At 72.2% G+C, this 18011-nt stretch carries 18 protein-coding genes and 1 riboswitch; of the genes, 10 read left to right on the forward strand and 8 right to left on the reverse strand.

Annotation, left to right across the window (positions count from 1 at the left end):
• Positions 1 to 22 precede the first annotated feature (22 nt).
• Together ABD951_RS05465 and ABD951_RS05470 are read right to left on the reverse strand one after the other, a co-directional pair.
• Positions 23 to 469 (reverse strand): hypothetical protein, encoded by a 447-nt coding sequence (locus tag ABD951_RS05465; RefSeq protein ID WP_345342731.1) that lies wholly within the window; start codon positions 467 to 469, stop codon positions 23 to 25.
• Positions 470 to 586: 117 nt separating this feature from the next.
• Positions 587 to 1000, reverse strand: a complete 414-nt coding sequence (locus ABD951_RS05470; RefSeq protein ID WP_345342732.1) for a pyridoxamine 5'-phosphate oxidase family protein — start codon at positions 998 to 1000, stop codon at positions 587 to 589.
• Positions 1001 to 1045: 45 nt separating this feature from the next.
• Between ABD951_RS05470 and dprE2 the strand changes: the two genes are divergently transcribed.
• The 7 genes from dprE2 (at position 1046) to ABD951_RS05505 (ending at position 6392) form a co-directional block, all read left to right on the forward strand.
• On the forward strand, positions 1046 to 1783 hold the full coding sequence (gene dprE2 / locus ABD951_RS05475; protein ID WP_345342733.1) for a decaprenylphospho-beta-D-erythro-pentofuranosid-2-ulose 2-reductase: 738 nt from the start codon (positions 1046 to 1048) through the stop codon (positions 1781 to 1783).
• Positions 1783 to 3015 carry a precorrin-6y C5,15-methyltransferase (decarboxylating) subunit CbiE gene (gene cbiE, locus ABD951_RS05480; protein WP_345342734.1) on the forward strand — a complete coding sequence of 411 codons (1233 nt, stop codon included), beginning with the start codon at positions 1783 to 1785 and terminating at the stop codon, positions 3013 to 3015. Before dprE2 ends, cbiE begins: the two co-directional genes overlap by 1 nt.
• Positions 3012 to 3761 (forward strand): precorrin-4 C(11)-methyltransferase, encoded by a 750-nt coding sequence (gene cobM, locus ABD951_RS05485; RefSeq protein WP_345342735.1) that lies wholly within the window; start codon positions 3012 to 3014, stop codon positions 3759 to 3761. The genes cbiE and cobM overlap by 4 nt, the downstream gene beginning before the upstream one ends.
• Complete coding sequence (locus tag ABD951_RS05490; RefSeq protein ID WP_345342736.1) at positions 3761 to 4504, forward strand: cobalt-precorrin-6A reductase; 744 nt, start codon at positions 3761 to 3763, stop codon at positions 4502 to 4504. Before cobM ends, ABD951_RS05490 begins: the two co-directional genes overlap by 1 nt.
• A 239-nt stretch (positions 4505 to 4743) precedes the next feature.
• A complete protein-coding gene (locus tag ABD951_RS05495) occupies positions 4744 to 5427 on the forward strand; it encodes a type 1 glutamine amidotransferase domain-containing protein (protein WP_345342737.1) in 684 nt (227 codons plus the stop codon).
• An 87-nt stretch (positions 5428 to 5514) separates the two neighbouring features.
• The gene (locus ABD951_RS05500; RefSeq protein WP_345342738.1) at positions 5515 to 5949 is read left to right on the forward strand and encodes an SRPBCC family protein; all 435 of its coding nucleotides are present in this window, start codon (positions 5515 to 5517) and stop codon (positions 5947 to 5949) included.
• A complete protein-coding gene (locus ABD951_RS05505; RefSeq protein ID WP_345342739.1) occupies positions 5949 to 6392 on the forward strand; it encodes a MarR family winged helix-turn-helix transcriptional regulator in 444 nt (147 codons plus the stop codon). Before ABD951_RS05500 ends, ABD951_RS05505 begins: the two co-directional genes overlap by 1 nt.
• A 292-nt stretch (positions 6393 to 6684) precedes the next feature.
• On the opposite strand, the gene ABD951_RS05510 is transcribed toward ABD951_RS05505, so the two are convergent.
• Both ABD951_RS05510 and ABD951_RS05515 read right to left on the reverse strand, forming a co-directional pair.
• A complete protein-coding gene (locus tag ABD951_RS05510; RefSeq protein ID WP_345342740.1) occupies positions 6685 to 7938 on the reverse strand; it encodes an RNA polymerase sigma factor in 1254 nt (417 codons plus the stop codon).
• A 61-nt stretch (positions 7939 to 7999) separates the two neighbouring features.
• The gene (locus ABD951_RS05515; RefSeq protein ID WP_345342741.1) at positions 8000 to 8356 is read right to left on the reverse strand and encodes a YciI family protein; all 357 of its coding nucleotides are present in this window, start codon (positions 8354 to 8356) and stop codon (positions 8000 to 8002) included.
• A 230-nt stretch (positions 8357 to 8586) separates the two neighbouring features.
• Between ABD951_RS05515 and ABD951_RS05520 the strand changes: the two genes are divergently transcribed.
• Both ABD951_RS05520 and ABD951_RS05525 read left to right on the forward strand, forming a co-directional pair.
• The gene (locus ABD951_RS05520) at positions 8587 to 9231 is read left to right on the forward strand and encodes a dihydrofolate reductase family protein (RefSeq protein WP_345342742.1); all 645 of its coding nucleotides are present in this window, start codon (positions 8587 to 8589) and stop codon (positions 9229 to 9231) included.
• Between the two features lie 86 nt (positions 9232 to 9317).
• Positions 9318 to 9617 carry a hypothetical protein gene (locus tag ABD951_RS05525; protein WP_345342743.1) on the forward strand — a complete coding sequence of 100 codons (300 nt, stop codon included), beginning with the start codon at positions 9318 to 9320 and terminating at the stop codon, positions 9615 to 9617.
• A gap of 27 nt (positions 9618 to 9644) precedes the next feature.
• On the opposite strand, the gene ABD951_RS05530 is transcribed toward ABD951_RS05525, so the two are convergent.
• The 3 genes from ABD951_RS05530 to cobG are packed head-to-tail and all read right to left on the reverse strand — an operon-like array spanning position 9645 to position 12935.
• Positions 9645 to 11132, reverse strand: a complete 1488-nt coding sequence (locus ABD951_RS05530) for a precorrin-2 C(20)-methyltransferase (RefSeq protein WP_345342744.1) — start codon at positions 11130 to 11132, stop codon at positions 9645 to 9647.
• Positions 11132 to 11758 (reverse strand): precorrin-8X methylmutase, encoded by a 627-nt coding sequence (locus tag ABD951_RS05535; protein WP_345342745.1) that lies wholly within the window; start codon positions 11756 to 11758, stop codon positions 11132 to 11134. Before ABD951_RS05535 ends, ABD951_RS05530 begins: the two co-directional genes overlap by 1 nt.
• 19 nt (positions 11759 to 11777) lie before the next feature.
• Positions 11778 to 12935, reverse strand: a complete 1158-nt coding sequence (cobG, locus tag ABD951_RS05540) for a precorrin-3B synthase (protein WP_345342746.1) — start codon at positions 12933 to 12935, stop codon at positions 11778 to 11780.
• 43 nt (positions 12936 to 12978) lie between these two features.
• Positions 12979 to 13119: riboswitch (cobalamin riboswitch) on the forward strand.
• A 34-nt stretch (positions 13120 to 13153) separates the two neighbouring features.
• On the opposite strand from cobG, the gene cobN reads away from it, so the two are divergent.
• Positions 13154 to 16768, forward strand: coding sequence for a cobaltochelatase subunit CobN (gene cobN / locus ABD951_RS05545; protein WP_345342747.1), 3615 nt, complete (start codon positions 13154 to 13156; stop codon positions 16766 to 16768).
• A gap of 60 nt (positions 16769 to 16828) precedes the next feature.
• Here the strand turns inward: cobN and ABD951_RS05550 are convergent, their stop codons facing one another.
• Positions 16829 to 17881 (reverse strand): metallophosphoesterase, encoded by a 1053-nt coding sequence (locus ABD951_RS05550; protein ID WP_425569784.1) that lies wholly within the window; start codon positions 17879 to 17881, stop codon positions 16829 to 16831.
• Positions 17882 to 18011: the final 130 nt, after the last annotated feature.

Genomic DNA, 18011 nt, shown 5'->3' on the forward strand with positions numbered 1-18011 from the left:
CGGGCCGCTCGGACGGCACCGCTCAGGCGATGAAGTTGCCGAACGTCGGGTTCGACTGGCAGAGCGGGGAGCTGCCGAGGTTGATCGACCCGAACACGGTCGCCATCACTCGGCCCTGTCCCGTGTACACCGTCCGTGAGTAGTACGGGTAGGTGCCAACGAGGTCCGCGATGCCGGTCTGGCCGGTGTCGAAGTTGATCCACGCGACCGTCACCTGCCCGGCCGCCGGGATCGGCGGTGCGGCGGGGAAGGTCTGGAACCGGATCTCACCGGGATTGATTCCCGGTTCGGGTCCGGACTGTCCGGTGGCGCCGGTCAACGACATCAGGCTGCCCTGGTTGGGGCAGCCGATCGTCAGTGCCGGCGGGCCGAACGGGTGGGGTGGCCCGGCCTGCGCCGGACCGGCGGCGAGGAGAGCGGCCACCGCCGCGCCCGCCAGGATCGATACTCGGGTTGCCGTGCGTCTCATGGCTGCCCCTCGGTCGAGGTTCCCTGTGCTTCTGACAACACTGTGATCCGTACAACGGTATCGCCGGGGCCGGGGCGGAGTCGAGGGTCGATCGCCGACCGGCGGCCCTCGGAGGGGTCAGCGGCCGAGCAGACGGGCGAGTCCGAGTGCCCGCCGGACGCGGATCTCGATCACCACCCGGGTCGGGTTCTCCCGCGGCGGCCGGTACCGGTGCGCGTACCGCGCGACCGCCTCGGCGACGTCGTCGGGATCGTCGCTGACCCGTGCGTCACCCTCGAGGGTCAGCCACCGCGGGCCGTCGATCTGGGTCACGGCCGCGTACCCGCCACGGTGCGCGTTCAGGGCCTTCTGCGATCCCCCGTTGGTGATCACCCGCGCCAGGTGCCGCTCGGGGTCCCACGTGAAGCCGACCGCCACCACGTGCGGGGTGCCGTCGCGACGCAGCGTCGTCAGCGACGCGAGATGACGGTCGGTGAGGAACGCGAGCGCCTCGTCGGTCAGGTCGGCGGGATGGAGTGGAGCGCGGGCCATGACCCGACGTTAGGGCATCGCCGCGCGGCCCGGCACACTGGAACCATGACTGTCGGATCGGTGGTCGTCCTCGGTGGACGAAGCGAGATGGGGCTCGAGGTCGCGATCCGGTTGGCGCCCGGTCGCCGGGTGGTGCTCGCGGCGCGGCGCAGTACCGACCTCGACGCCGAACGCCGCGCGGTGCTCGGCGCCGGCGCGACCGGCGTGGACACGGTGGAGTTCGACGCGGACCGGATCTCCGACCACGCCCGGGTGCTGTCGGAGATCGCCGAGCTCGGCCCGATCGACACGGTGGTGCTGGCGTTCGGCGTCCTCGGCGACCAGCAGCGCGCCGAGACCGACGCCCAGCACGCGGTGAACGTCATCCACACCGACTTCGTCGCGCAGGCGGCGTTGCTGACCCACCTCGCGCAGCTGCTGCGGGCGCAGGGGTCGGGCCGGATCGTGGTGTTCTCGTCGGTCGCCGGGATCCGGGTGCGTCGCGCCAACTACGTGTACGGGTCCGCGAAGGCCGGACTGGACGGGTTCGCGAGCGGGCTCGGCGACGCCCTGCACGGCAGCGGGGTGTCGCTGCTGCTGGTGCGGCCCGGATTCGTGATCGGCCGGATGACCGAGGGGATGAACCCCGCGCCGATGTCCAGCACGCCGTCCCAGGTCGCGGACGCGGTCGTCGCGGCGTTGGGGAAGGGTCGCGAGCGGGTGTGGGTGCCGGGGCTGCTGCGTCCGGCCTTCTTCGTGATGCGGTTGCTGCCGCAGTCGATCTGGCGCCGGATGCCGCGCTGATGGGCGAACGGGTCACCGTCGTCGGCATCGGCGCCGACGGCTGGGACGGGCTGTCCGCGCAAGCCCGCCGCGCGGTCGACGACGCCGAGGTGCTGATCGGATCGCCGCGCCAGCTCGACCTGGTGCCGGAGTCCGCCGCCGACCGGATCCCGTGGCCGTCGCCGCTGGTGCCTGCGCTGCCGGGGCTGTTCGCCGCCCAGGACGGCCGCCGCGTCTGCGTGCTGGCCAGCGGCGACCCGATGTTCCACGGCATCGGCGTCACCCTGGTCCGGGTGCTCGGCGCGGATCGGGTGCGGGTGATCGCGCATCCCTCGTCGGCATCGCTGGCCTGCGCCCGCCTCGGCTGGGCGCTGCACGAGACACCGGTGGTGTCGCTGGTGACGGCGCCGGTGACGACACTGGTCCCGGCGCTCGCGGACGGACGCCGACTGCTGGTCCTCAGCCGCGATCGGCACACCCCGAACGGGGTCGCGGAACTGCTGCGTGACAACGGTTTCGGCGACACCGAGGTCACGGTTCTCGAGCAGCTCGGGGGGGCACTCGAATCCGTCGCGTCGGGAACGGCCGCCGAGTGGACCCGGTCGCCCGGCGACGCGCTGAACCTGATCGCGCTGCACTGTCGGCGCAGCCCGGGCACGGTGCGCCGCACCCGGATTCCGGGCCTGCCCGACGACACGTTCGACTCCGACGGGCAGCTGACCAAGCAGGAGGTCCGGACGCTGACCCTGTCGGCTCTCGCGCCGGAGCCGGGCGAGCTGTTGTGGGACGTCGGCGGCGGCTCGGGCAGCATCGCGATCGAGTGGATGCGCACCGACCCGACCTGCCGGGCCGTCGGATTCGAACGGGACGCCACCCGCCGTGACCGGATCGTCGCGAACGCGACCCGGCTCGGGGTGCCCACACTGGACGTGCGCGGCGCCGCGCCCGAGTCGTTGGCCGGTGCCCCGACCCCGGACGCGGTCTTCCTCGGCGGCGGTGTCACCGCACCCGGGGTGTTCGAGGCGTGCTGGGCGGCCCTGCCGGCCGGCGGGCGGATCGTGGTGAACGCCGTGACCGCCGAATCGGAGTCGCTGCTGCTGCGCTGGCACGCCGAGCACGGCGGGCGGCTACGCAAGTTCCAGACCTACCGCGGCGAGGCCCTCGGCGGGTTCACCGCATGGCGACCACACCTGCCGGTCGCGCAGTGGATCGCCACCAAGACCCGATCCGAGACCGAGGAGAACCCGTCGTGACAGTCCGATTCATCGGCGCCGGCCCCGGCGCCGCCGACCTGATCACCGTCCGCGGCGCCCGGATCATCGGCGAGAGCCCGGTGTGCCTGTACGCGGGCAGCCTCGTCCCGCCCGAGCTGCTCGAGCTGTGCCCCGCCGGCGCCGAGATCGTCGACACGGCGCGGCTGGACCTGGACCGGATCACCGACCTGCTGGTCACCGCGCACCGCGCCGGTAAGGACGTCGCGCGGCTGCACTCCGGCGACCCGTCGATCTACAGCGCCGTCGCCGAACAGGTCCGCCGCCTCGAGGCGGCCGGCGTGGACTACGAGATCGTGCCGGGCGTACCGGCATTCGCCGCCGCCGCCGCGACGCTGGGTCGCGAGCTGACGGTGCCGGGCGTGTCGCAGTCGATCGTCCTCACCCGGGTGTCGACCCTGTCGACGGCGATGCCGGACGGCGAGGACCTGGCCACGCTCGGGGCGAGCGGGGCGACGCTGGTGATCCACCTGGCCGCCCACCGCATCGACCAGGTGGCCGACGAGCTGCGCGGACCGTACGGCGGGGACTGCCCGGTCGCGGTGGTCGCGTTCGCCAGCCGACCCGACGAGATCGTGCTGCGCGGCACCGTGGATTCGATTGCGGCGCAGGTCCACGCCGCCGGTGTGACGAAGACGGCGGTCATCGTCGTCGGCCGGGTGCTCGGTGCGGCGGGATTCCCGGACAGCTACCTGTACTCGGCGACGCGCGCCCGCGTCACGCACTGATGCGGCGAGTCCTGATCCTCGGCGGCACGTCCGAAGGGCGTGCGCTGGCGACGACGCTGGTGAACGAACCGGGGATCGAGGTCGAATCCTCGTTGGCCGGCCGGGTGCGCGATCCCCGGCTGCCCGACGGCGAGGTCCGGGTCGGCGGGTTCGGTGGTGTCGACGGTCTGCGCGAGTACCTGCGGGACAACCGGATCGACCGTGTCGTCGACGCCACGCACCCGTTCGCGGCGCGGATCACCGCGAACGCCGCCGCGGCCACACACCTGCTCGGCATCCCCCTGCTGGTGTTGCGCCGCCCGCAGTGGGAGCCCGGAGCCGGCGACCGGTGGACACCGGTCGCCTCCCTCGACGCCGCCGCCGCGGCACTGCCGCGCCTGGGCCGTCGGGTGTTCCTCACGATCGGCCGCCAGGGTGTCGACGCGTTCGCCGACGCCGACGCCTGGTTCCTGGTGCGCGCGATCGACCCACCCGACGGCCGGATGCCCGCGCGGTCGAGGCTGCTGCTCGACCGCGGCCCGTTCGACCTCGAAGGCGAGAGGGAACTGTTGCGCGGCAACGACATCGACCTACTGGTGACGAAGAACAGCGGGGGAGCGGCGACCGAGGCGAAGCTGGTCGCGGCCCGTGAGCTCGGGGTGCCGGTGCTGATGGTGCAGCGGCCGCCCGTACCGGCCGGGGTGGCCGTCACCGCGGACGTCGCGGCCGCGGGCGACTGGGTGCGGGACCCGTCTCGGCACTGACCCACCGCCGCCACCGGAGGGCGTCGCGGCTGCATCCGAACGCTGCCCGTACGACCACGAATGCCCGGTACACGGGCCGGCGGCTCGCCGACGTGCCCGCACCTCGACTCCGGACGTCGAGCAGGCGCTCGCCCGCGCCGAGGTTGCCCGAGCACACTGGGTCGTGGACGGAATGTGCACCGGCGACGGGAAGACGTGGAACCGGACCGGCACCAGCCACTCACGAAGGACGCCCACCCATGACCAAGCGCATCTTGAACGTCGTCACCAACGTCGGGCACTACGACGACCCCGCGCACCCGACCGGCTTGTGGTTGTCCGAGCTCAGTCACGCCTGGCGCGTCTTCGAACAGCACGGATTCGACCAGACCCTCGTCAGCCCGGCGGGCGGCCGATCTCCCCTGGAGCCGCGGTCGCTGAAATTCCCCAACTACGACAGGACCGCGAAGGCCTGGCGTGCGGACCCGGCCCGGATGGCGTTGCTGGAGACCACCGCCGGCCCCGAGGGCATCAATGCTGCGGACTACGACGCCATCTTCTTCACCGGCGGGCATGCGGTGATGTACGACTTTCCGGACAGCGCGGGCCTCCAGCGCATCACCCGCGAGATCTACGAACGGGGCGGCGTCGTCGCCTCCGTCTGCCACGGCTACTGCGGCCTGCTCAACACCAGGCTGTCCGACGGTTCCCACCTCGTCGCCGGGCGCAAGGTGACCGGGTTCGCCCGGCAGGAGGAAGTCCTCGCCCGAGTGAACAAACTGGTGCCCTACAACGCCGAGGACGAGATGAAGAAGCGCGGCGCTCTCTACACGAAGGCCAAACTGCCGTTCGTCTCCTACACCGTGGTCGACGGCAACCTTGTGACCGGGCAGAACCCCGGATCAGCCAGGGCGACGGCGAAGAAGGTTGCCGCCCTCCTGTGACCCCGGCGCCGTCCCGACCCGCCGACGAATCGCGCGAAACGCTGCACCGCGATCAGTCTGCGTGTAGATTATCTTCGCACAGACTAAATGGGAGGCGTCATCATGTGGGAGTACGAGTTCGCGATCGACACCGACGCGCCGCGCGCCGACATCTGGAGGCTGTGGGCGGACGTCGAGCGGTGGGGTGACTGGAACGACGGCGTCGAGGCCATCGAGCACACCGGGCCGTTCGCCCGCGGCGGGACGATCGAGATGACGCCGCCGGGGGAGGACGTCGTCCACCTCGAACTGGTCGAGGTGATCGACGGCGAGATGTTCGCAGACCAGGCCCGATTCGGCGATCTGGTGCTGCGCACCGATCACCGGATGATCCCACTGGCCGACGGACGCACCCGCGTGGTCTACCGCATGGTGATCACCGGACCCGGCGCCGACGAGGTGGGCCCACGGATCGGCCCCGGCATCACCGCGGACTGGCCGGAGACCGTCGCCGCCCTGGTCGAGCACGCGGGCCGGCCCTGATGCTCGATCCGGACCGTAGTCCCGGGTTTCTGCTCTGGCACGCGACGCTGCGCTGGCAGCGGACAGTCGCCGACGCGCTGCGTCCACTCGGCCTGACGCATGTGCAGTTCGTGCTGCTGGCCTGCGCGTGGTGGCTGGGCGAGCGCGGCACGTGTCCGAACCAGTTGACCCTCGCACGGCAGGCCGGCACCGACGTGAAGATGACCTCGCAGGTGTTGCGCACGCTCGAGGGCAAGGGTCTGCTGGTCCGGGAACCCGACCCGGCCGACACCCGCGCCAAGCTGGTGCGGGTCACCCCGGCCGGCGCCGACCTGGCACCGCGGGCGATCGCCGTCGTCGAGGCCGTGGACGCCGACGTCTTCGCCGGCGTCGACATTCCCACCGCGACGGCACTGTTGACGCGGCTCGCGCACGGGGAGGCGCCGCAGGCCGAGCGGACGTGACCGGCGGCGGCCGCCGGCAGAGCCGGGACGCGGGCCGGGATCCGGACGGCGCCGCGGCGATCAGCCCCGTTCGGATCCAGCAGGCCGGATCGGGGTGTTGTGCGCTGCCGAAAGCCACCACCGGCCCTCGCGTTCGACGAGAACGTACATCGCCATCTCGGAAAACCCGTCGGGATCCGTTGCCCGCCTGCGAATCTGCGTCACCACCACGCCGGGACCGGGCGAGACGGCCGTGACCACCTCGAACCGCGCCGGCGGAGCGGCCGTCGCTGCGACACCGGACTCGTCGCCGCTAGCCGCCGACCGCCGCCGCCCGGCGCAGCAGCAGGTCGCGTTCGCGCAGGTTCTGGGTCAGCTCCGCCGCGCGGGTGTACTCGGCGCGTGCATCGGCGTCGCGGCCCAACTGTTCGAGCAGATCGCCGCGGACGCTCGGCAGCAGGTGGTAGCCCCGCAGCGCCGGGTCGGCGGCGAGTCCGTCGACGATCGCCAGCGCCGCGTCGGGTCCGTCCGCCCGCGACACCGCGACCGCCCGGTTGAGTTCCACCACCGGCGACGGGGTCAGCACGTACAGCTGCCCGTACAGCGCGGCGATCGTCGCCCAGTCCGTGTCGGCGTACCGGAGTGCACCGGCGTGACACGCGGCGATCGCCGCCTGCAGCGTGTACGGCCCGGGCCCGCCACGACCGAGACTCCGGGCGCGCTGCAGCGACTCGACACCCAGCCGGATCAGCATCCGGTCCCAGCGGGTGCGGTCCTGGTCGGCGAGCAGGACCGGGTCGCCGTCGGCGTCGACACGCGCCGCGGTCCGGGACGCCTGCAGGCTCAGCAGCGCCAGCAGCGCGTGCACCTCCGGCTCGTCCGGCATCAACACGGCCAGTACCCGCGCGAGCCGCAACGCGTCCTCGCACAGACCGGGTCGAAGCAGGTCGTCGCCGGCCGTCGCCGAGTAGCCCTCGTTGAACACCAGGTAGACCACCTCGAGCACCGACGACAGCCGGGCCGCCCGGTCGGCGCCGACAGGTACCTCGAACGGCACCTGCCTGGCCGCGAGGGTGCGTTTGGCCCGCACGATCCGCTGCGCCACCGTCGACTCCGGGGCCAGCACCGCGCGGGCGATCTCGACCGTGGTCAGCCCGCCGAGCAGACGCAGCGTGAGCGCGATCCGGGCCGGCGTGGACAGCACCGGGTGACAGGCGACGAAGATCAGCCGCAGCAGATCGTCGTCGATGTCGTCGGGATCGGCAGGCAGGTCCGGCGGCCGGGTCTCCTCGAGCCCGCGACCGATCTCGGCGAGTTTGCGGGTGTGGTTCTGTTCGCGGCGCACCAGATCCACCGCCCGATTGCGGACGGTGGTGATCAGCCAGGCGCCGGGCCGATCCGGGATCCCGGTCTGCGGCCACTGTTCGAGGGCCGCGACCAGGGCGTCCTGCGCGAGTTCCTCGGCGAGACCGACGTCGCGGACGATCCGGGCCGCGGCCGCGATGATGCGCGGCGACTCGATCCGGTACACCGTCTCGATCGCCTCGTCCACCGGCCGCGCCCCCACGGGTCCGATGACAACAGACCCGTGGGGAACGGTCAAGGACGGCATGTCGCGGCGGCGGCGCCTAGTCCTCGACGATCTGGCGGAGCTCGAGCGTCACGGTCCAGTAGTCCTCGTGTACCTGCAGGAACCGCCGCGACCATTCCAGTGCCTCGGCCTTGTCCTTGCACTGCATGATCGCGTATCCGCCGATCACCTCCTTGCTCTCGGTGAACGGCCCGTCGGTGTAGCTGAGCTGGCCGCCCGACCAGGTGATCCGGGTGCCCTCCGAGGTGGGGGTGAGGCCATGGGTGTCGAGCATGACACCGGCCTTGGTGATCTCCTCGAGCAGCGCGCCCATGCGCTCCATCAGCTCGGGGCTGGGTCCGTCGGCGGGTGCGGTGCGCTCGTCGACGTGAATCAGGGACAGGTAACGGGGCATGACGCCTCCTCGGGTTTCGCGGCGGGGACGGTCCCCTTCCACCCGTACGTCGATCGGGGTGGCCCCGATTCGACACCGTCGCGAAAATTCTTCCCGGATTGTTTCGCCGAGGACGCGTGCGGGCGTGATCGACCGACGCCCGGCGACGCGCCGCGGTCGGTTCCGGTGCCACCCGGACTCGATCCCGTAGGTTGCCAACCGCGTGCACGGTGCAACCAGGAGGGGTCCCCATGGCACAGATGGTCCGCGTTCAGAACTTCACCGTCTCCGGCGACGGATACGGTTCCGGGGAGGGGCAGAGCCTCGATCGCCCGTTCGGGCACGCCGATCCGGGTGCCCTCTTCGCCTGGGCGGGCGCCACCGCACACTGGCCCACCCGGACGGACCCCGGGGGGACGTACGGTCTCGACGACTACTGCACTCGTGACTTCACCAACAACATCGGCGCCGAGATCATGGGCCGCAACAAGTTCGGTCCGCAACGGGGGCCGTGGGAGAACCACGACTGGCAGGGGTGGTGGGGGGACGAACCCCCGTTCCACACCCCCGTGTTCGTCCTCACCCACCACGTGCGACCGTCGTTCACCCTGGGGGACACCACGTTCCAATTCCTCGACGCATCCCCGGAGGACGCCCTGGCGCGGGCGTTCGAGGCCGCCGGCGGCAAGGACGTACGGATCGGCGGCGGCGTCGCCACGGTCCGGGAGTTTCTCGACGCCGATCTCGTCGACGCGATGCACGTCGCCGTGTCGCCGGTCGAGATCGGGCGCGGGGAACGGTTGTGGACCAGTCCCGACGACCTGGTCGACCGGTTCCACCTCGAGCGGATCCCGAGCCCCAGCGGCGTGGTGCACCACTTCTTCTGGCGACGGTGACGCCCGGCCGCGGCCGGTTGTGACCGCGGTCACCGCTGACGTAGCGTCGGAGCGGGGGCCCAACCCGCTCGAGGGAGGACAGTCCGGTGACGACACCCGAGCACCATCCGCACACCGAGCACGACCACGTCCACGGGGCCGGCTGCGGTCACGTCGCGGTTCCGCACGGTGACCACACCGACTACGTCCACGACGGACACCTGCACCGCGTCCACGGCGACCACGTCGACGAGTGCGAGACGACCGGGCACGCCGTGCACGGCGAGCACGAACATCGGCACGGTGAGGGCTGCGGCCACGTGGCCGTCCCGCACGGCGACCACGTCGACTACGTCCACGACGGTCACCGGCACGCCCCGCACGACGGCCACTACGACGAGCACTGACCGCCGGCGAGTCGGCCGGGGTCGAGGTCAGCCGGGGTAGCGCCGCGGCGTGAACACCTTCCGCCCGCCGGCGGACTCGACGACCGTGGTCTGCGACGAGCCGACGATCAGCAGGGTCCGCATGTCCACCTCGGACGGTTCGAGGTCACCGAGTGCGACGATCCGCACGCTCTCCTGCGGACCCGCGACGTCGCGGCCGACGATCACCGGGGTGTCGGGGGAGCGGTGTTCGAGCAGCAGGTCCTTCATCGCCCCGACCTGCCAGGTGCGCGAGCGTGACGCCGGGTTGTAGACCGCGATCGCCATGTCGGCGGCCGCGACCGCGGAGATCCGCCGCGCGACGACGTCCCACGGCTTGAGCCGGTCTGACAGCGAGATCATCGCGTAGTCGTGGCCGAGCGGGGCGCCGACGCGGCTGGCGACGGCGTGGGCGGCGGTCAGGCCGGGCAGGACCCGCACCGGCACGTCGCGCCACTGCTCGTCGGCGGCCATCTCGATCACCGCGGCCGCCATCGCGAACACGCCGGGGTCGCCGGAGGACACCACCGCGACCCGGGCGCCGCGCTTGGCGAGGTCCAATGCCATTGCGGCGCGCTCGGATTCGACCTTGTTGTCACTGGCGTGCCGGTTCTGCCCGGGCCGCACCGGCACCCGGTTCACATACGTGGTGTAGCCGACGACGTCGGTGGCCCGGGCCAGTTCGCCCCGCACCTCGGGGGTGGTCCAGGCGTCGTCACCGGGGCCGAGGCCGAGCACGACGACCTCGCCCATCGCCGTGGGTCGCTGCGCGGCCGGGTTGTTCGACGGGCTCGGCACGACCGCGATCGAGAAGTACGGCACCTGCGACTCGTCGACGTCGGCGGCGCGCAGGACCCGCTGCCGGTCGGTGCTGGCCCGTTCGACGTAGGACGCCTCGGCGAGCCGGCCGGAGTCCGTGAGCGCGCGGCGCACCGCCGGGAAGGTGCGGCCGAGCTTGAGGATCACCGCGGCGTCGGTCTCCCGCAGCCGGCGGGTCAACTCGTCGGCGGGCAGCGTCCCGGGCAGCACGGTGAGCACCTCGTCGCGTTCGACGAGCGGCACCCCGAGCGCCGCCGAGGCCGCGCTGACCGAGGTGACGCCGGGAATCACCTCGGCGTCGAAGCGGTCGCACAGCCGCTTGTGCATGTGCATGTAGGAGCTGTAGAACAGCGGGTCGCCTGCGGCGAGGAGGGCGACGGTCCGACCGGCCTCCAGGTGCGCGGCCAGGGTCTGCGACGCCTCGACGTAGAAGTCGTCGATCGCGCCCTGGTAGCCGCCGGGATGGTCGACGGTCTCCGTGGTCACCGGGTAGACCAGGTGCTCCTCGAGTTGCCCCTCGCGCATGTACGGGGCCGCGACGGCGCGGGAGATGCTGCGGCCGTGCCGGGCGCTGTGGAACGCGATCACGTCCGCCTCGCCGATGAGCCGCGCGGCCTTGACGGTGACCAGTTCCGGATCGCCGGGGCCCAGACCGATGCCGAAGAGCCTGCCGGCCATCACTCGACCTCCGTCGCGATCGCGTTCAGCGCGGCCGCGGTGATCGCGCTGCCACCGCGGCGGCCGCGCACGACGAGATACTCGACGTCGCCGGCGCGGGCGATCAGGTCCTCCTTGGATTCGGCGGCACCGATGAAGCCGACCGGGCAGCCGATGATCGCGGCGGGCTTCGGAGCGCCCTGGTCGATCATGTCGAGGAGGTGGAACAGTGCGGTCGGCGCGTTGCCGATCGCGACGACCGCGCCCTCGAGCTTCGGCCCCCACAACTCCAGCGCGGCCGCCGAGCGGGTGTTGCCGAGCCGTTCGGCGATCACCGGTACCCGCGGGTCGCCGAGCATGCAGACGACGTCGTTCTTGGCGGGCAGACGCTTCCGCGTCACCCCGGAGGACACCATCGTCGCGTCACAGAAGATCGACGCCCCGTCCCGCAGCGCCGCGCGGGCCGTCGACACCACACCGGGGGTGAACGCGACGTCGTCGACGAGGTCGACCTGGCCGCACGCGTGGATCATCCGGACGACGGCCTGGGAGACGTCCGCGGGGAACCTCGACAGGTCGGCCTCTGCCCGGATCGTGGCAAAGGACTGACGGTAGATCTCGGCGCCGTCGCGGATGTAGTCGGTCATGGGTCTCCACGATATGGGGTCAGGACGGGGCCCGGTCCACCCGGTAGCCGTCGCCGGTGGCGACGACGTCGGTCACCGCGCCGCGGGGGCGACCGCACTTGCGTTCGCAGCCCGCCCAGTGCTGGCGGCCGTCGGCGGGCAGGTCGCCGGACTCGACGGCCGCGGCGGCGTCACCCCGCACGTCGGCGAGGGACTTCGCGCAGCCCGGGCGCCCGGCACAGGCGGACACCTGCAGCCACGGGGAGTTCGCGTCGAAGATGAGCCCCATCGGGGCGAGCACCCGCACCACCTGCTCGGCTGCCCACTCGTCGAGGTCGTGCAGCAGCACCGACCGCCACGGTGTGATCGTGATCGGACGTTCGACCGCGACGAGGAAGTCCGCGACGCGGGCAGGCAGGATCCCGAACCGCAGTCCGGCGGCGAGGGTGACCCGTCCGTCGGGCTGGTCGAGCCAGCCGATCGGCGCCGACGCGTCCGCGGCGGCGAGGTCGACGGGATCGGTGGTCGCGGCCAGTCCCAGGCGCTCGAGCACCCGGTCCGGGCCGCCCTCGATCTCGTGCAGCCGCCACCGGGTGCCGCGGATCTCCCGCAGCGCCCGGGCGGCGTCGAGGGCCGCCGCGACCGCGTCGCCCGCGGGCAGCCGGACGCCGTGATCGCGCCCCGCGAGCACCAGGGCGAGCCGGTCCGGGCCGACGGCGTGCAACCCGATGTCACCGGCGAGTCCCGTGACGTCGCCGCGGCCGTCGTCGAGGGTGAACAGGACGCGGCCGGGCAGGTCGGCGAGGCGCGGATCGGCGCACAGCCCGGCGTCGAGCTGGGGCACCCAGTCGCGGACGTCGACGAGGCCGCCGATCCGGCCCGACAGCGGGGTCGCCAGGATGTTGCGTACCCGCTCGTGGGTCGCGGACGGCAGCAGCCCGGCCGCGGACAGCCGGTCCGCGAACGCGCCCGGGTCCGTCACCTCGCGCAGCTGGAGGTTGCCGCGCGAGGTCAGCTCGACTTCCCCGTTCCCGAGGTCGCGCGCCGCGTCGGCGAGGACCTGCAGCTGTTCGGGGGCGATCGCCCCGCCGGGCAACCGCACTCGGGACAGGGCGCCGTCGGCGGCCTGGTGCACCTGGAGGGCGCCCGGGCAGGCGTCTGGGCGCGATCGTTCGGGGGAGGACTCGGGATCGGACATCGCTTCCAGGGTACGGCGCGGCGCCCGGTGCCGAGCGCCGCCGACGCGGCGACCGGGTGCCGGTACGATCAGCGGCGATTGCGGCAGCTCGCGAGGAAACCGGTGCAAACCCGGTGCGGTCGCGCCACTGTGACCCGGACACCGGTCCGGGGAGCCAGACACTCGTCGGCTGCCGTCCCGAACCGAGCGGGGCGCGAAACCCCGAGGAGGCCTGCCGCGTGATCCTGCTGCTGTCCACGTCCGACACCGATCTGCTGAGCGCCCGCGCGAGCGGAGCCGACTACCGCTGGGCGAACCCGGCCCGGATCGTGGTCGACGACGTGCCCGAGCTCGTCGACGGCGCCGACCTGGTGGTCGTGCGCATCCTCGGTGGCCGCCGGGCCTGGGAGGAGGGTCTGGACGCGGTCCTGGCCGCGGGCACGCCGACCGTGGTCCTCGGTGGCGAACTGGCGCCGGACGCCGAGCTGATGGAGCTGTCCACGGTGCCCGGCAACGTGGCCGCGCAGGCCCACGCGTACTTCGCGGAGGGCGGAGCGGAGAACCTCGCCCATCTGCACGGGTTCCTCTCGGACACGGTGCTGCTGACCGGTGTCGGTTTCGAGCCGCCGGTGCACACCCCGACCTGGGGCCACCTCGAGCGGGCCCCGAGGTTCCCCGATGTCACATCGGGGAACCCGACCGTGGCGGTGCTGTACTACCGCGCCCAGCACCTGGCCGGGAACACCGACTACGTCGAGGCGCTGTGCCGGGCGATCGAGGATCGCGGGGCCCGGCCGCTGCCGATCTTCTGCGCGTCGCTGCGCACCGCCGAGCCGGAGCTGCTCGACGTGCTGTCCGGGGTGGACGCGATGGTCGTGACGGTCCTGGCGGCCGGCGGCACCAAGCCGGCGGGCGCGTCCGCCGGGGAGGACGATGAGTCCTGGGACGTCTCGGCGCTGGCCGCGCTCGACGTCCCGATCCTGCAGGGCCTGTGCCTGACCGGCAGCCGCGAGGCCTGGGAGTCCAACGACGACGGACTGTCCCCGATGGACGTCGCCACGCAGGTCGCGGTGCCGGAGTTCGACGGCCGGATCATCACGGTTCCCTTCTCGTTCAAGGAGATCGACGCCGACGGGCTGACCACCTACGTCCCCGACGCCGACCGCGCGGCCCGGGTCGCGGGGATCGCGGTGCGGCACGCGCGGCTGCGGCACATCCCGAACCCGGACAAGCGGATCGCCCTGATGCTGTCGGCGTACCCGACCAAGCACGCGCGGATCGGCAACGCGGTCGGCCTGGACACCCCGGCCAGCGCGATCGCGCTGCTGACCGCGATGCGCGAAGCCGGCTACGACCTCGGACCGGCCGACGGGGAGGACGCGCTGCCGGGGCTGGCGTCCGGAGACGGCGACGCGCTGATCCACGCGCTGATCGCCGCCGGCGGCCAGGACCCGGACTGGCTGACCGCGGAACAGTTGGAGGGCAACCCGATCCGGATCTCGGCCGCCCGCTACCGCGAGTGGTTCGCGACGTTGCCGGAGGACTTCCGGGAGGGCGTCGAGGAGCACTGGGGTGCCGCGCCCGGCGAGCTGTACGTGGACCGCGCCACCGACCCGGACGGCGAGATCGTGATCGCCGCCCTGCGCGTCGGCAACGTGGTGCTGATGGTGCAGCCGCCCCGCGGGTTCGGGGAGAACCCGGTCGCGATCTACCACGACCCGGACCTGCCGCCGAGCCACCACTACCTGGCGGCGTACCGCTGGATCGGGGCGACCGCCGAGCAGGGCGGTTTCGGCGCCGACGCGATCGTGCACCTGGGCAAGCACGGCAACCTGGAGTGGTTGCCGGGCAAGACCCTCGGCATGTCCGCGTCGTGCGGGACCGACGCCGCCCTCGGCGACCTGCCGTTGATCTACCCGTTCCTGGTCAACGATCCGGGCGAGGGCACCCAGGCCAAGCGTCGCGCGCACGCGACCCTGGTCGACCACCTGATCCCGCCGATGGCACGGGCCGAGTCGTACGGCGACATCTCGCGCCTCGAGCAGCTGCTCGACGAGCACTCGAACATCTCCGCGCTCGACCCGTCGAAGCTGCCGGCGATCCGTCAGCAGATCTGGACGCTGATGCGGGCCGCGAAGATGGACCACGACCTCGGCCTGGCGGAACGTCCCGAGGAGGACGTGTTCGACGACATGCTGCTGCACGTCGACGGCTGGCTGTGCGAGATCAAGGACGTACAGATCCGCGACGGTCTGCACGTGCTCGGCCGGGCCCCGGTCGGCGACGCCGAGGTCGAGCTGGTGTTGGCGGTGCTGCGCGCGAAGCAGATGTGGGGCGGCGAACGCACCGTGCCCGGGCTGCGGGAGGCGCTGGGGCTGAGCGAGGCCGGCGACGAGGCCCGCGGGCGCGTCGACGAGATCGAGGAGACCGCACACGGTCTGGTGTCGGCGTTGCAGGCGGCGGACTGGGATCCCGCGCGGGCCAAGGAGATCGGCGGCGTCCACGGCGACGACGTGGTGGCGGTGCTGGAGTTCGCGGCGACCGAGGTGGTGCCGCGGCTCCGCGGAACCGCCCGGGAGATCGACCAGGTGCTGCGGGCGCTGGACGGCCGGTTCATCGAGGCCGGCCCGAGCGGATCCCCGCTCCGCGGCCTGGTGAACGTCCTGCCGACCGGCCGCAACTTCTACTCCGTCGACCCGAAGGCGGTGCCGTCACGGCTCGCGTGGGAGACCGGGCAGGCGATGGCGGAGTCGCTGCTGACCCGCTACCACACCGACCACGGCGTGTACCCGACGTCGGTGGGCCTGAGCGTGTGGGGCACGTCCGCGATGCGCACCTCCGGCGACGACATCGCGGAAGTGCTTGCGCTGCTCGGTGTCCGGCCGGTGTGGGACGAGGCGTCCCGGCGCGTCACCCGGCTCGAGGTGATCGACCTCGCCGAGCTGGGCCGTCCCCGCATCGACGTGACGGTCCGGATCAGTGGCTTCTTCCGGGACGCGTTCCCGCACGTGCTGGCGCTGCTCGACGACGCGGTCCGGATGGTGGCCGCGCTGGACGAGCCGGCCGAGAAGAACTTCGTGCGGGCGCACGCGCAGGCCGACCTCGCCGAGCACGGTGACGCGCGCCGGGCCACCACCCGGATCTTCGGGTCGAAGCCGGGCACCTACGGCGCCGGGCTGCTGCAGCTGATCGACTCGAAGTCCTGGCGTGGCGACGCAGACCTCGCGCAGGTGTACACCACGTGGGGCGGCTACGCGTACGGCCGCGGCCTGGACGGCGCGCCGGCCGCCGACGACATGCGCACCGCGTACCGGCGAATCGCGGTGGCGGCCAAGAACACCGACACCCGTGAGCACGACATCGCCGACTCCGACGACTACTTCCAGTACCACGGCGGCATGGTCGCGACGGTGCGGGCACTGACCGGCAAGGACCCCGAGGCGTACATCGGCGACAGCACCCGGCCCGACGCGGTGCGCACCCGCACCCTTTCGGAGGAGACGGCGCGGGTGTTCCGTGCCCGGGTGGTCAACCCCCGCTGGGTCGAGGCGATGCGCAGGCACGGCTACAAGGGCGCGTTCGAGATGGCCGCGACGGTGGACTACCTGTTCGGCTACGACGCCACCACGAACGTCGTCGCGGACTGGATGTACGAGAAGCTCGCGCAGACGTACGTCCTCGACGAGCAGAACCGCGCGTTCATGGAGAAGTCGAATCCGTGGGCGCTGCACGGGATCGCCGAACGCCTGCTCGAGGCCGTCGAACGTGACATGTGGGCCGAGCCGGCACCGGACGTCCTCGACGGGTTGCGTCAGGTGTACCTCGAGACCGAGGGCGAACTCGAGGGGGAGTGATCCCCGCCCCGCCCGGTGGCCGGACCCGTTCGACGGCCGGCCACCGGGCGGCGTCCGAGCTCAGTGCAGGCGCCGGTCGAAGACCACCGTCGCCGTCGCGGTGACGATGTCGACCGTGTGCACCCGGACCCGAACCGAATCCGCGGTCAGGTCCATCGTCATGAAGCCGACGTCGGTGAAGTTCTGGAAGAGGTTGGCCCGGTCGCTGTTTCCGGCCTTGCCGTGGCTGTTCTTCGCCGCGGCCCCGGAAACGATCTGACGGGTCCCCTTCGACGCGATCGTCGGTTCGAGGATCTGCAGCGAGTGGTCGTGTCCGGACAGGATGAACTGACAGCGGCCGACGACGTGGTCCTCGAAGAACCGCTTGGCGTGCACCCCGTTGATCGGTTCGATCGGGATCCCGTCGTACTCGCCTGCGTCACCGTGCGAGCCGTTGTTCAGGTACGGGTGGTGGGTGCAGGCGACCTTCCACTGCGCGGGCGACTCGGCGATCGCCCGGTCCAGCCACGCGCGCTGTTCGTTCATGAACTGCCCGTCCGCCGCCCAGTACGGCACGAACAGCGGCGGCAGATACGCGGCGAGCGGATTCAGGTCCAGCACGAAGAACTCGACGACCGGGTTCTGCTCGGGCACCCGCACCGAGTAGTACCGGCTCGGCATCCACCACCGGCGCGACCGCCGGTGGTAGGCGACCTCGTCGTCGCCGCGCAGCAGCCAACCGCCGTCGCCGGGGAACACCGAGCTGGTGTCGTGGTTGCCCAGCGCCATCACCCAGGGGAAGTCGAGTCCGTGGTTCGGGTCCTCGAACTTGGCCGCGAACTGGGTGTCGTGGTCGCCGTTCGGTCCCGCCTCGTAGATGTTGTCGCCGAGACCGAGCGCCATCGACAGCGGTTCGCGGCGGTGCAGGTCGCGGATCGCGTCGGCGACGGCCCACTGCGGCGGCGCACCGGTGCCGGCGTCGCCGGTGACCAGCACCCGTAACTCGCGGCCGGCCGGAAACGGGAACTTGCCGGGGTCGGCGGCGGCGGGGGCCATGCCCGCCAGTGGGGCGGCGGCCCCCGCGGCGGCGGCGCCCGCGAGGAACCGCCGACGATTGATCGGATCGAACGTCATCACGCCAGTCCTCGTCGGTCGCATCGGTCGAACATCGCGACCAGCCAACCCGAACTTGGACCATCGTTCAACTCGACATGCGGTGGCCGCCGGGAGGTTTCACCCGATGTTCACCCGCACCCCGGCGGTC

It is taken from the genome of Rhodococcus olei (genome assembly GCF_039540555.1).
Lineage (GTDB): Bacteria > Actinomycetota > Actinomycetes > Mycobacteriales > Mycobacteriaceae > Rhodococcus_G > Rhodococcus_G olei.